The organism is Bordetella genomosp. 8 (assembly GCF_002119685.1).
Lineage (GTDB): Bacteria > Pseudomonadota > Gammaproteobacteria > Burkholderiales > Burkholderiaceae_B > Bordetella_C.
In genome coordinates this window covers 2,397,309-2,412,550 of sequence record NZ_CP021108.1, presented here as the reverse complement: position 1 = coordinate 2,412,550, position 15,242 = coordinate 2,397,309, and the positions used below count along the sequence as shown (strand labels likewise).

1 protein-coding gene and 2 pseudogenes are annotated in these 15,242 nt (G+C 69.7%); all 3 read right to left on the bottom strand.

Going from position 1 to position 15,242, the window contains the following annotated elements:
- Window position 1 precedes the first annotated feature (1 nt).
- On the bottom strand, window positions 2–8,707 hold the full coding sequence (locus CAL12_RS11055) for a non-ribosomal peptide synthetase (RefSeq protein ID WP_086064519.1): 8,706 nt from the start codon (window positions 8,705–8,707) through the stop codon (window positions 2–4).
- Window positions 8,707–13,386 (bottom strand): annotated as a pseudogene (locus CAL12_RS28745) (amino acid adenylation domain-containing protein); the annotation flags it as partial. The gene CAL12_RS11055 and the pseudogene CAL12_RS28745, both read right to left, overlap by 1 nt.
- 114 nt (window positions 13,387–13,500) lie before the next feature.
- Window positions 13,501–15,132 (bottom strand): annotated as a pseudogene (locus CAL12_RS28740) (amino acid adenylation domain-containing protein); the annotation flags it as partial.
- Window positions 15,133–15,242: the final 110 nt, after the last annotated feature.

Here is a 15,242-nt window from a genome sequence, read left to right as displayed (position 1 = left end):
TCTAGATCTCCAGTTCGTTCAATAGGGAGTCGATTGCCGCCAGGTCGGCGCGCGCGGCGTCGGGCGCTTGCAGGGCCTGGAGGTGCGGCGAGCGCGCCAGGGCGGCGACGCTGGGGGCGTCGAACAGCGCGCGGACGCCCGCGTCCACGCCATGCCGCTGCCGGAGCAGCGCGAAGACCTGCATCACGGAAATGGAATCGCCGCCGATCTCGAAGAAGTTGTCGTGGCGACCGATTCGGTCGATGCCGAGGACGTCGCGCCAGATGGCGGCCAGGGTTTCTTCCGCCTGGCCTTGTGGGGGTTCGTAGGGGTCCGTGGCGGTGAAATCGGCCTGGGGGAGTGCGCGGCGATCGAGCTTGCCGTTGGCCGTGACCGGGAGCTTGTCCAGCAGGACGAAAGCGGATGGGACCATGTAGGCGGGCAGGCTGCGCTCCAGGGCTTGCCGCAAGGCGGTGGCGTCCAGGTCCGCTGGCGTGACGTACGCGACCAGCCGCACGCTGGCGGTGCTGGCGGTGCTGGCGGTGCTGGCGGTGCTGGCGGTGCTGGCGGTGCTGGCGGTGCTGGCGGTGCCGGCGGTGCCCACGGTGCTGGCGCCCCCGGCATTACCGGCACTACCGGCATTGCCGGGGTCCGGTGGCGCGCCGGTCTGTGCAAGTACCGCTGCCTGTTGCACGCCGGCTTGCGCTTGCAGCTGCGCTTCGATTTCACCGAGTTCGATCCGCTGGCCGCGCAGCTTGACCTGGTGATCCAGGCGGCCGAGGTATTCGAGCTGGCCTTCATGGTTCCAGCGTGCCAGATCTCCGGTGCGATAGAGCCGCAGTCCTGTCCCGTAGGGATCGGCCACGAAGCGGTCGGCCGTCAGGCCCGGCCGGTTCAGATAGCCTCGGCCCAGGCCTGTTCCGCCCAGGTACAACTCTCCGGCCACGCCCGGCGGGAGTTCGTTCAGGTTCGCATCCAGGACGTGCGTACGCAGGCCGGCGATAGGCCGGCCGATGGGTACGCCTGTCCCGCTAGTGTTCGAGCAATTCCAGGACGTGACGTCGATGGCCGCCTCGGTCGGGCCGTACAGGTTGTGCAGCTCCGTATTCGGAAACAGGGCCTGGAAACGGCCGCATAGTTCGGCCGGTAATGCTTCGCCGCTGCAGAAGACGCGGCGCAGCACCTGCCTGGCCGCGTCCAGCATGGACCCATCGCTAGCCTGCATCGCTGCGCTCGCCTGCGATTCGCAATGCGCAACGAAGGCGTGCAGCATCGACGGCACGAAGTGCAGCGTCGTGACGCCGTGATCGACGATGCGCGCCAACAGCCGCTCGGCATCGCGATGCTCGCCCACGCCGGCCAGCGCCAGGCGCGCGCCTGTCATCAGCGGCCAGAAGAACTCCCAGACCGATACATCGAAGCTGAAGGGTGTCTTCTGCAATACCACGTCGTCTTCGCCCAGGCCGTAGGCCTGCTGCATCCAGGCCAGGCGGTTGCCCAGGCCGATGTGGCGGTTGGTGGCGCCCTTGGGCTTGCCGGTCGAGCCGGAGGTGTAGATCACGTAGCACGCCTGCTCGGTGTGCACCGATACGTCGGGGGCGTGGTCCGGCTCGCCGGACAGGTCCAGCGTGTCGACCTCCAGGACCGCATCGGTCCATGACCGTACGCGATCCGACAGCCATGATTGCGTCAGCACGAGCGCGGGTGCGCTGTCCTGGACCATGTAGGCCAATCGGTCATCCGGATACTCCGGATCCAGCGGCACATAGGCCGCGCCTGTCTTGAGCACCGCCAGCAGGCTGACCACCAGCGACGGATGCCGATGCGCGGCGATCGCCACGCGTCGCTCAGGCCCCACGCCCAACAACATCAGCCGATGCGCCAGCCGGTTCGACTGCCGTTCCAGTTCCGCGTAGGTCAGGGTCAACGTGCCGCCATCGCAGACAATGCGGGCAGCCCCATTGGCGAGCACGTCGCCCGCACTGACCGGCCGTTCCACCGCCATGCTCACCGCGACCGCGTCCGGCGTCCGGGCCGCCTGCGCCGCGATCACGGCATGGACGGGCCGGTTCCGCCATTCGGCCAGGGCATCGTCCAGCGCCCCGCCATCGGTCCATGCCCGGAGCCTGTCAACGTCCTCCGGCGCCAGCAGGGCCAGCGTGCCCAGTTCCCGCCGGGCCATCGACGTCAACCGCCACAGAGCCTGGGTCAAGCGCCGGCCCAGGGCCTTGACGGTGGCTTCGTCATACCGAGCGCGGTCATAGCTGAAGCTCAGGCCCAGACCGCCGTGCTGCGTCACGACCAGCGTCAACGGATAGCTGGTCTGCTCGGTATTCACCAGGCCACTGAATCGCGCGCCATCGGACAAGGGCTGCCTGAGCGCCTGGTCCACCGGATAATTCTCGAACACGACCAGCGTATCGAACAGCCCTTGGCCGACCTGGCAGAGTTTGCCGCCTTGGCCGGCGCATCGCTGGATCTCGTACAGGGGCGTGTGTTCATGCTCGCGGGCAAGGACATTGCGCGCCTGAAGCTCGCGCAGCCAGTCCCCCACCGCCTGTGTCGCGCGCAGGTGCACCAGGACCGGCAAGGTGTTGATGTACAGCCCGAGGACGTGCTGTGCCCCCGGCAGGTCATCCGGACGGCCGGACGTCGTCGTCCCGAATGTCACCGTATCCTGGCCGGTTTGCAGATTCAGCACCAGCGACCAGGCGGCCTGCACCAGCGTATTCATGGTCACGCGTTCGCGGCGCGCGTAATCCGTCAGCGTCCCGCACTGGGTGTCGTCCAGGTTCAGCGTCCAGGCGGCGTACCGGCTCGTGGGGCCGTGATCGGTCGGCTTGACCAGCGCGTCGGACGCGGCGGACACCGCATCGGCCAGCAGGGTCGGCGCTTCCAGCTCGCGCAGCTGGTCGGTCCAGTAGGCTTGCGAAGCATGCACGTCGCGCATCGCCAGCCATCGCAGATAATCGCGGTACCGCCCGGGCGGGCGCGGCATCGCCCTGCCCGCGTATTCGCCGAGCACTTCACCCAAGAGTTGGGAGATGCTCCATCCGTCCATCAGCAGATGATGGTGGGTCCAGATGAAGTGATGGGCGTCGTCGTTCACGCGCACCAGCAGGCAGCGCATCAGGGGCGGCTTTGCGAGGTCGAAGCCGGCCGCGCGTTGGGCGGCCGCCAGGGCGTCCAGTTGGGTGGCCACATCACTCGCGGCGCCGCGCAGGGTCAGCTGTTCGAAGGGCAGCCGGGCCTGGCGGACGATCCATTGCAGGGGTGCGCCCGCGCGGGTGACGAAGCCGGTGCGCAGCACGTCATGCCGGGCCACGGCGGCGTCCCAGGCGGCCTGGAAACGCGCCACGTCCAGGCCGCGCACGTCGACGCGCAGCTGGTTGATGTAGGGTTGATCGGCAGCGGCGGGGGCTCTGCTCGTGGTTGCCGTGGTGGTGGCCGCCGTGGTGGTGGCTGCCGTGCTACCGGCCGCAGCGTCGTGTTCATAGACGGCGTGAAACAGCATGCCGGCCTGCATGGGCGTGACCGGGTAGATGTCCTGCCACTGGTCGACCGGTGCCCGAATGGGCAGCGCGTCCAGTTCGGCTTGCGTCAGCCGCGCCAGCGGGAAATCCGAAGGCGTGACGCCCTGCGCGCCGCCGGTGCAATGCGCGATCACGGACGACAGCGCCTGCGTCCAGCACGCGGCCAAGTCGCGCATGGTCGATTCGGCCCACTGCCCGCCGCTGTAGCCCAGGTCCAGTGTCAGCCGGCCGTCATAGACGCGGCCGTTGATGGTCAGCGCGTGCGACAAGGGCGCGCTGTCCAGTTGGCCAGCGCCTACGTCTTCGGCGGCGACACGCCAGTCGCCGCCAGCGCCCACGCCGGCGTCGAACTGGCCCAGGTAGTTGAAGAGGATGGGTGCCTGGGGCGCGCGCGCCAATGCGTCGCGGACGGATGGGTCGCCCCATTGCTTCAGCAGGCCATGGCCCATGCCGTTGCGCGGAACGCCGCGCAATTGTTCCTTGGTGCGACGGATCAGTTGTTCCGGCTCGCCGTCCGTCTCCAGGACGACCGGGTAGATGCTCGTGAACCAGCCCACGGTGCGGGTGACGTCGGGCGCCTCGGGCTCCACCCCGCTCTCCCGACCGTGGCCTTCCAGGTCGATGCGGACCGCGCACACGCCGCGCCAGTGTTTCAGGGCCGCGGCCAGGGAGGCCAGCAGCAGGTCGTTGACCTGCGTACGATAGGCAGCGGGCGCCTGCCGCAGCAGGGAGTGCGTCTGCTCGCGGGTCAGGCTGAGCTGGATGCGTCGTTGGTCGCATAGCCGCGCCGCGCCGCCCACGTGGTCCGGCGTCGGGAAGTCGCCGGCGGGCTGGTTCAGCCAGTACTGCGCGTCGGGTAGGTGCGCGGCGGCTTGCTCGCGCAGATAGCGCGCCCAGGCACCGTAGCTGGCCGTGCGTGCGGGCAGCGTCGGAATGAACGTCGGCGTCGTCGTCGGCGTCGTCGTCGTCGTTGACGGTGACGGTGACGTCGTGTTCGAAGTCGAAGTCGAAGCCGAGGTCGTGGTCGAGGTCGAGGTCGAAGTCATCGCCTGCTCATAGGCCAGGCGCAGGTCCTCCAGCAGGATGCGCCAGGACACGCCGTCGATGGCCAGATGGTGGACCACCAGCAGCAAACGCCAGCTTCCGTCGGCCACCTGCATGCGCACGGCACGCAGCAAGGGGCCGTCAGTGATATCCAGGCTGGCCTGCGCCCGCGCGCAGTGCGCCTCGATCTGCGCGGCGTCGCGCGCGGGCACGTCCCAGACGGGCACGTCCCGGACGGGCACGTCCCGGATCTCGGCAGCCGTATCGGCTTGGACGTAGCGCTGGACCCAGCGGCCATCCGCTTCGCGCCGGTAGCGCAACCGCAGCGCATCGTGATGCGCCACCACGGCCGCCAGCGCGACGCGCAGCGCGTCGATATCGATCTCCGCGTCGCTGCGCAGCAGTACCGCCTGGTTCCAGTGGTTATGCGTGGGCAGCGGCTGTTCGAGGAAACCAGCCTGGATGGGCAGCAGTGGCACTTCTTGGCCTGGCACGGTGTCAGCCCTGGCGTCTTCTCGACGCGCGGCGTCGGCGGACGCGGCATCGGGAGACGCAGCATCGTCGTAGGCGGCATCGGCGGACGCGCCATCGGAGGACGTGCCAGCAACGGAACGGCCCTGCCCGTCCAGGCGCACCGCCACTTCGGCCAAGGCCGCGATGCTCTGGCGTTCGAACATCTGCCGCGGCGTGATGCGCCAGCCCGCCTGCCGCAGCCGCGCCACGATCTGCAGGCTCAGGATGGAGTCGCCGCCGATCTCGAAAAAATTGTCATGGCGGCCGAGCCGGTCGATGCCAAGGACGTCTCGCCAGATGGCGGCCAGGGTTTCTTCCGCCTGCCCTTGCGGCGGTTCGTAGGGGTCCGTGGCGGTGAATTCCGCCTGGGGGAGTGCTCGGCGATCGAGCTTGCCGTTGGCCGTGACCGGGAGCGTGTCCAGCAGGACGAAGGCCGATGGGACCATGTAGGCGGGCAGGCTGCGCTCCAGGGCTTGCCGCAATTCGGCGGCGTCCAGGTCTGCTGGCGTGACGTACGCGACCAGCCGCACGCTGGCGGTGCTGGCGGTGCCGGCGGTGCTGGCGACCCCGGCATTACCGGCATTACCGGCATTACCTGGGCCCGGTGGCGCGCCCGCTTGCGCCAGGACCGCTGCCTGTTGCACGCCGGCTTGCGCTTGCAGCTGCGCTTCGATTTCACCGAGTTCGATGCGCTGGCCACGCAGCTTGACCTGGTGATCCAGGCGGCCGAGATATTCGAGCTGGCCATCATAGTTCCAACGTGCCAGATCGCCGGTGCGATAGAGTCGCAGTCCCGTCCCGTAGGGATCGGCCACGAAGCGGTCGGCCGTCAGAGCCGGCCGGTTCAGATAGCCCCGACCCAGGCCTGTTCCGCCCAGGTACAACTCGCCCGCCACGCCCGGCGGGACTTCGTTCAAGTTTGCGTCAAGGACATGCGTACGCAGGCCGGCAATCGGGCGGCCGATGGGCACGCCTGCGCCGCTGGTGTTCGCGCAATCCCAGGACGTGACGTCGATCGCCGCCTCGGTGGGGCCGTACAGGTTGTGCAACTCCGTATGCGGAAACAGGGCCTGGAAACGGCCGCATAGTTCGGCCGGCAATGCTTCGCCGCTGCAGAAGACGCGACGCAGCACCTGCCGGGCCGCGTCCAGCAGGGGCACGTCGCCGGCCGGCGGCGTTCCGTGGCCACGCGACGCGTCATAGCCCTGTCGGGCGTCACTGCCCTTCACCGTGGCCACCTGCGATTCGCAGTGGGCAACGAAGGCATGCAGCATCGACGGCACGAAGTGCAGCGTCGTGACGCCGTGATCGACGATGCGCGCCAACAGCCGCTCGGCATCGCGATGCTCGCCCACGCCGGCCAGCGCAAGACGCGCGCCCGTCATCAGCGGCCAGAAGAACTCCCAGACCGATACGTCGAAGCTGAAGGGCGTCTTCTGCAACACCACGTCGTCTTCGCCCAGGCCGTAGGCCTGCTGCATCCAGGCCAGACGGTTGCCCAGGCCGATGTGGCGGTTGGTGGCGCCCTTGGGTTGGCCGGTCGAGCCGGAGGTGTAGATCACGTAGCACGCCTGCTCGGTGTGCACCGGTACGTCGGGGGTGTGGTACGGCTCGCCGGAAAGGTCCAGCGTGTCGACCTCCAGGACCGCATCGGTCCATGACCGCACGCGACCCGACAGCCATGACTGCGTCAGCACGAGCGCGGGTGCGCTGTCCTGGACCATGTAGGCCAGCCGGTCATCCGGATACTCCGGATCCAGCGGCACATAGGCCGCGCCTGTCTTGAGCACCGCCAGCAGGCTGACCACCAAGGACGGATGCCGATGCGCGACGATCGCCACGCGCTGCTCCGGGCCGACGCCCAGCGCCATGAGCCGATGCGCCAGCCGGTTCGACTGCCGTTCCAGTTCCGCGTAGGTCAGGGTCAAGGTGCCGCCATCGCAGACGATGCGGGCAGCCCCATCGGCGAGCACGTCGCCCACACTGACCGGCCCTTCCACCGCCATGCTCACCGCGACCGCGTCCGGCGTGCGGGCCGCCTGCGCCGCGATCACGGCATGGACGGGCCGGTCCCAGCCCACCGACCGCCAGGCCGCAGGCAGCGGATGCGCCGGCGTCACCGGCCCATCCTCCAATCCCGCACCCCGGCCCCACGCGCGCAGCATGTCGCGATCCGTATCGGACAGCAAGGGCGCGTCGGCCAGGCGCATACCCGGCGTCGACGCCATGGCCGTCAAGGCTGCCGCATAATGCCCCGCCAGCCGCCGCATGCTTGCCTCGGCATAACGGTCACTGGCATAACGCAGCGTGAACGCGATACGTCCATCGCGGTATTCCACCGTATCGCATTGCAGATCCACCGGCAGCGCGGCCACCCCCAAAGGGTATGTCTCGCACGCCAAACCGGGCAAGGCGATCGCACCTCCCCCTTGCGATTGCTGATGATTGAACAGCACCTGGAACAAGGGATTCTGGTCCACGCCCCGTTCCGGCCGCAACGCATCCACCAGGCTATCGAAAGGCAGATCCGGATGCGCCTGTGCGCCGAGCACCGCCGCGCGTGCCTGGTCGAGGGTGTCCGCGAATGTCGACCCGGCATGAAAACGCGCGGCCAACACCTGCGTATTGACGAACAGGCCGACCACATCCTGCGTCTCCGCGCGATGGCGCCCCGCCGCCGGAACGCCCACGCGGATATCGTCCTGTCCGGTGTAGCGATGCAGCAAGGCCTGGAATGCCGCCAACAGCAACATGAACATCGTGTCGCCACGCTCGCGCGCCAGCACGCGCAAGCCGGTTGCGAGCGCGGGATCCAGATCGACGGTGACCGCCGCCGCCACGCGAACGCCGGATCGCGGCGGGTAATCGTGCGACAGTAGCAGGGCACCTTGCTCCGTGCCCAAGGCCTCGCGCCAGTACGCGAGTTGCCTGTCGTGTTCGCCAGCGTCCAGCAGATCGTCCTGCCAGGCCGCGTAGTCGGTATAGGCGATCGCGGGCGCGACGGGCAGCGGTGCCCTGCCCTGCGACAGCAATGCCGCATACGCAGCCGCGAAATCCGCCATCACCAGGCGTATCGACCACCCGTCGGACACGATGTGGTGCATGACGATCACCAGCAGATGTTCTTCTTCCGCCAGCCTGATCACGCCAACGCGCAACAGCGGCCCCGCGGTCAGATCGAATGGCTGCGCCAGCCAGGCGCGCGCGACTTCCTCGGCGCGCGTTTCCCTGTCGGCAACGGCCAGTGCGCGCAGGTCCTCGTGCTCGACGTCGATTGCGGCGTCGTCATCCACCACCGGCGTCGCCAGGCCCTCGGCATCGGCGACGAAGCGCGTGCGCAGGGCGGCATGGCGGCGGCGCACCGCCTCCAGCGCGGCACGGACGACGCCGGCGTCCAGACGCCCCCGCAGGCGCAGCGCACCAGGCAAGTGATACGTGGCATCCGCCGGATCCATGCGCCACAGGAACCACAAGCGCCGCTGCGCGCGCGACATGACCGGCGGCGTATCGCGCGGCAGGATGGGCAGTTGCGCCGGATCCATGCCCGTCTCGCGCATCTGTCGATAGGCCGCGCGGCGTTGCGCCGGCCCCAGCGCCATGAATTTGCCGGCGACGCGGCGCGCCAGGATCTGGTCCATCACATCGCCTCCAGCGTATCCAGGAAGTCGTCCATGCGCCGCAACGCCTCGTCCTGCCCGGCCGCGGCGGCACCGGCGCGCGCGACGCGCTCGGCGAACGCCGCCAGCGTCTGTGCCTCGAACAGCGCGGTCAGCGGCACGTCCACGCGCAATTCGCGCTGGATGCGTGCAACCACCTGCATGACCATCAAGGAATGGCCACCCAGCTCGAAAAAGTTGTCATCGCGCCCTATCTGACCGACGCCCAGCACCTGCGACCAGATTTGCGCCAGATGCCGCTCGCCGTCGTCGGCGGGCGCGGCATACGACCGCCGCGCATCGCCAGGCGCCGGCGCCGGCAGCGCCTTGCGATCGATCTTGCCGTTGGCGCTCAGCGGCAGGTTCTCCAGCGCCACCCAGAGCGCCGGCACCATATAGGCCGGCAGTACCTGCGCCAGGGCAGCCTTGGCGTGCGACAGCCAGCGATCGCGGGCCTCCTCGGTGGACAGGCACGAGGCGTCGCGCGGCACCGCGTAGGCGACCAGGCGGCGACCGCCCTGGACGTCGCCGTACGTCACGGCCACCGCCTGCCGCACGGAAGGGATGCGCGCCAGCTGGGCGTCGATTTCACCGAGTTCGATCCGGAAACCGTGCACCTTGACCTGGTGATCCACGCGCCCGACATACTCCAGCACGCCGTCTTCGCGAAAACGCGCCAGGTCGCCCGTGCGGTACATGCGTGAGCCGGGCACCTCGGCCAGCGGATCGGCCACGAAACGCTCCGCGCTGATGGCGGGACGATGCAGATAGCCGCGCCCCACGCCGACGCCGGCCACGCACAGTTCGCCCACCACGCCCGCGGGCAGCGGCGCCAGCTCCGCATCGAGCACGTAGAGACGCGTATGGTCGGCGGCATGGCCGATGGCCAGCACCGCGCCCGCCGGCCCATCATCGTCGATGGCCGGCATGCGATACAGCGCGACGTCGTCCGCGCACTCCGCCGGGCCATAGGCATTCACCAGCGGGATATCCGGATAGCGCTGTTGCCACGCGCGCGCCAGCGCCATGGGTGTGGCTTCGCCGGTCGGCAACAGCCAACGCAGGCGCGGCAACGCCACCGGTTCGCGCATCAGCATGCCCTGTATCAGCGTCGGTACGCACTCCAGCACGGTGACGCCGGCTTCGGCCACCTGCCGCAGCAGGGTGGCGGGATCGCGCGCGACCTCGTCCGCCACGATATGCACGCAGGCTCCGCCCAATAATCCGGCCAGCAACTGCCACACGGAGATGTCGAAGCTCTGCGACGCCGTCTGCGCGATGACGTCGTCCGGTCCCAGCGCCAGATAAGGAAACTTGCTCAGCTGGTTGTTGAGCATGCCGCGCATGGTGACCGTCACCCCCTTGGGCTCGCCGGTCGATCCCGAGGTGAAAATGACGTAGGCCGCCTGGTCGGGATGCGCGGCCGCACGCGGATAGTCGCGCGGCGCGTCGCCCGCAAAAGCCGCGCCATGCACGACCCGTATGGACGGCGGCAGCATCGCCAGCCCCGCTCCCAAGGCCGTGGCGGCCTGGTCGGACACCACCAGGGTGCGCACCGCGGCCAAGGCCAGCACCTGCGCCAGGCGTTGCGGCGGCAGCGCGGGGTCCAGCGCCAGGTAGGCCGCGTTCAGCTTGAAAGCGCCCAATACGCTTGCCAGCATGTCCAGGCCGCGCTCGGCCAGGATCGCGACGACATCGTCGCGCCGCACGCCATGCGCGGCCAGCACGTGCGCGTGGCGTTCCGCCTTGCGATCCAGCGCCGCATAGGTCGACGCGCCGTCCCGCGACCGGACGGCGATCCGGTCGGCGTAACGCAGCACCGCGTCTTCGAACAGCCTGGCGTAGCCGGCGTCCAAGGGATATGCGGGCGTGGCGCCCTGCCCCTGCGCCAGCAGGCGCGCCTGCTCGGCATCGGGCAGCAGGCCGATGTCGGCCAGCACCGCGTCGGGCCGGCCGGCGAGTTCCAACAGGACGTGCCGCAGCGTTTGCAGCAGCCGGTCCATCGCGGCGGCGCTGAAGCGCCTGGTGTCGTACGTGATCTGCAGTCCCAGTTCCATGCCCGGCTTCGCCACCACGGTCAGCGCATAGTTGGTGTGCGTGCGGGCACCATCGGCCGACAGGCCCAATTCCGCCGCTTCGGCCAGCATGGCGTTGTCCAGCGGTGCGTTCTCGAAGACGAACAGCGTGTCGAACAGGTTCATGCCGCGCGGCAGGTCACCGGCCAGTGCCTGGATTTCCGCCAGCGACAGATGTTCGTGCTCGCGCATGGCGGCGTTGGTGGCCTGGATATCGCGCAGCCAGGGCCGGACGCGGGCCATCGCCGGGACGGCCAGGCGTAGCGGCAAGGTGTTGATGAACAGGCCCACGGTGTCGTGCACACCGTCCAGATCGGCGGGACGCCCGGCGACGGTGACGCCGTACAGGACGTCGTCGACCCCGGCGCAGCGCGCAAGCAGCAAGGCCCATGCGCCTTGCACGTAGGTGTTGAGGGTCAGCTGCGCGGACTGCGCGGCCTTCTGCAGGGCCGCGGTCTCGGCCGTGGACAGCCGCAGCAGCGCGTCCGCGGCTGCGGGATCGACGGCATCGACGGCATCGACGGCCGCATCGATGGCTGCCGCTGGGGCTGCGGCGATGTCGGCCTCGACATCGCCTGCCGGATCCGCCAGGCTCCTGGGCGCCAGGGGCAGCGGCGTCACCGTTGCGTATCCCGCCAGGACGCCGCGCCAATAGCCGCGCGCGGCCTGCATATCCTGGCGGCCGAGCCAGCCGATGAAATCGCGATACGGGCGGATCCGCGGCAAACGCGGTTCGCCGCCCTCGCGAAACGCCTTGTAGGCCTGGAAGAAATCGGCCAGCAACAGCGACCGGCACCACGCGTCCATCAGGATATGGTGATAGCTGAGCACCATGCGATCCGCGTCGGCCATGCGGAACAGCCGGACCCGCCATAGCGGCGCCCGTCCCATGTCGTAGCCCGCCGCGAGTTCATCGCGCAGCATGGCCTCCATGCGCGCCATCGCCGCGCCCGCATCCAGGCCGCGCCAGTCATGCACATCCACCGGCGCACCCGCGTCGTGGTGGATGATCTGCATCGGCGTCTGGCCGCCGCGCCACGCGAAAGCGGCGCGCAGTGCCTCATGGCGCTGCCCCACGCATCGCCAGGCCCGCTCCATCGCCACCGGCTCGATACGTCGGTTGAAACGGTAGCGATCCTGCATCAGGTATATCCCCGATCCCGGCGTCATCAGCGTATGCAGCAACAGGCCTTGCTGCAGCGGGGTCGCCGGATAGATATCCGCGACGACGGCGGGGTCGGGCGCCAGGCCATCCAGCTGCGCCTGATCCAGGCCCGCCAGCGGAAAATCCGCCGCACGCAGCGCCGCCGCCGATCCCGCGCATGCTTCCGCGAGCTCGCGCAGCCGCGTCATATAGCGTCGCGCCAGTGCGTCGATCGCGTCGTCGTCGAAGATCGCACTGCTGTAGGTCCATGCGACATGCAGGGCGCCATCGCGCACCGATGCGCCGATGTCCAGCCAAGTGCGCCGCGGGCTGTCGGGATCGCGCTCCGGGCCCGCGGACTCCGCGGCCCAGGACCACTCCCGCAACGTGCCATCCAACCGACCCAGGTAGTTGAAGGTGACTTGCGGCTGCGCCAGGCCGTTCAGCCCGTCGCCGCCGTGGCGCAACGCGCCATAGCCCAGCCCTTTGTCGGGCAGGGCCCGCACTTGCGATTTGATGGCCGCCAGCGCCCGGAGCGCATCGGTACCGCCCGGCGCCACGCGCACGGGATACAAGGCCGTGAACCAACCCACCGTGCGCGCCACGTCCAGATCCGCGACCAGGTCCTCGCGGCCATGGCCTTCCAGCTCGACCAGGACGCTGTCGCGTCCGGTCCATGCGCACAAGGCCAGCGCCAGGCCAGCCAGCAGGGTCTCGTGCGCGTGCGTACGGTGCCGGCGCGCGGCATGCGCCAGCAACGCTTCGGTGGTGGCCGCGTCCAGCACGGTGTGGATGGTACGCGCCACCCGCACGGTGTTCGCACCAGCCGGATCGCGCGCCGGTAGCGCGGGTTCGTCCACGCCGCAAAGGGAACGCCAATGCTCGCGCTGCGCCTGCGTCGCCGGTCGATAGCCGTAGTCGCGCAGCGCCGCCGTCCAGGCGCCATAGCTGGCGCCGGTCGCCGCCAGGACGGGCACCTGGCCGCGACGGGCCTGCCCGTAGGCCGTCTCAAAGTCATCCAGCAGGATCTGCCACGACACCGCATCGATGACCAGATGGTGCGCCACCCACAGCAGCCGGCCAGCTTGTCCTGGTCCCAGGTCGAGCCAGGCCGCGCGCGCGACGGGGCCTGCAGCCAGGTCCAGGCCACGCTGCGCGGCGCTCGCGGCCTGCGCCAGCGCGCCGCCGAGGTCCTCGGCCGCGGACAGGTCGACGATGTCGAAATCGCTGCCCTGCGCCGAGGCCGCGACGTAACGCTGGTCCCAGCCGCCGTCCGCCCTTGCTTCGAAACGCAGGCGGAACGCGGCGTGATGCGCCATGACCGCCTGCACGGCCGTCCGCAAGGCAGCGATGTCCACGGGCCCGGCGGGCCGCAGCAGCACGCTTTGGTTCCAGTGGGCGCGCGCCGGCATGGGCGTGTCGAAGAACCAGCGCTGGATGGGAGACAGCGCCACACCGATCGAACCCGTGCCGTCCGGGGACGCACCGGCTGGCGTCATGCCGCCAGCCGTCGCACCGACGGAAGCGGCATGCACCGGCCGTGCCGCCGCGGCCAGTTCGGCGACGGTCTGCCGCTCCATGACATCGCGCGGGCTGATCAGCCAACCGCTCTTGCGTGCGCCGGCGACCACCTTCAGGCCCAGGATGGAATCGCCGCCTAGCTCGAAGAAGTTGTCCTGCCGCCCGACGCGCCGCGTGCCCAGCACGGCGCACCACACCTCGGCCAGCAGGGTCTCCACCTGGCCTTGTGGCGCCTCATACGCGGCGTCCGCCGCGAACTCCGGCGGCGGCAGCGCCTTGCGATCGATCTTGCCATTGGCGTTTAGCGGCAGGCCCGGCAGGACCATGATGGCCGCTGGCACCATGTAGTCCGGCAAGCGCGCGGCAAGCGCCTGCCTGAGCGAGGCGACATCCGGGGAACCGGCCACGTAGCCGACCAGCTGCGTCGCGCCCTGTTTCGCGTGCGCCACCACGACGGCGGCGGATATACCGGGCTGCGCCAGCAGGCAGGCTTCCACCTCGCCCAATTCCACGCGCAGGCCGCGTATCTTGACCTGGTGGTCCGTGCGGCCCTGGTACATGATCTGGCCGTCGGCGCGCCAGCTCGCCAGGTCGCCCGTCCGGTACAGGCGTGCCCCCGGCGGCCCATGGGGATCGGCGACGAAGCGATCCGCCGTCAGGCCGGGCCGTCCGGCATAGCCGCGCGCCAGCCCGGCGCCGCCCAGATAGAGTTCGCCCAGCGCCCCGGGGGGCACGAGGTTCAGGTCGCTGTCGAGTATCCACGTCCGCAGGCCGGCGATAGGCCGGCCGATCGGCACAGCGCCGCTATCGCCCGCGCCGCAGGTCCAGTGCGTGACGTCGATGGCGGCCTCGGTGGGGCCGTACAGATTGTGCAGCGACGCCCACGGCATGTCGCGCGCCACGGCGTCGCGCGCGTCGCCGGGCAGCGCCTCGCCACTGCACAGGATGCGGCGCACGCCGCGGCAAGCGCCGCCCTGCCCGTCGGCCAGGAAAGCCTGCAGCATGGTCGGCACGAAGTGCAGCGTCGTCACACCATGGCTGGCGATGCATGCGGCCAGCCGGGCGGGATCGCGATGGTCGCCGGGCGCGGCCATGACCAGCCGCGCGCCGGTCACCAGCGGCCAGAAGAATTCCCATACCGAGACGTCGAAGCCGAACGGGGTTTTCTGCAGCACCGCATCGTCCGGCGCCAGGCCGTATTGCCGCTGCATCCAGGCGATGCGGTTGGCCAGCGCGCCATGCCGGTTGCCGGCGCCCTTGGGCCGTCCGGTCGAACCCGAGGTATAGATGACGTACGCCAGGTTATCGGCATGCACGCGCACCGCCGGTGGCTCCGCGCGCAACGGCCCGGCATCGCCCGCCAGGTGGACCGGCATCATGCCGTCCGGCACGGACAGCCCGGTCGGCGCGGCGCCGCGCAGGAGCAACAGGCGGCTGCCGCAGTCTTCCAGCATGTAGGCCAGGCGTTCCGGCGGATAGTCCGGATCCACGGGCACATAGGCGGCGCCGGCCTTCAGGATGGCCATCAGGCCGACCACCATCTCGACGGAGCGCTCCAGCATGATGGCCACTGGTACATCGGGACCCGCGCCCAGCATGACCAGCCGGTGCGCCCATGCATTGGCGCGCCCGTCCAGTTCGGCGTAGGTCAGGGCCGCGCTGCCCATTTCCAGCGCGATGGCGCCGGGCGTGCGCCTGGCCTGTTCCGCGAACGCTTCATGGACAAGCCGCAGCGGCGCCAGCGCGGGTCCGCCGCCGCTCCAGCTTTCCAGCAGGC

Excerpts from the sequence above, each read along its gene's own strand:
- CAL12_RS11055 (WP_086064519.1), bottom strand. The coding sequence starts at position 8,707 with ATGGACCAGATCCTGGCGCGCCGCGTCGCCGGCAAATTCATGGCGCTG.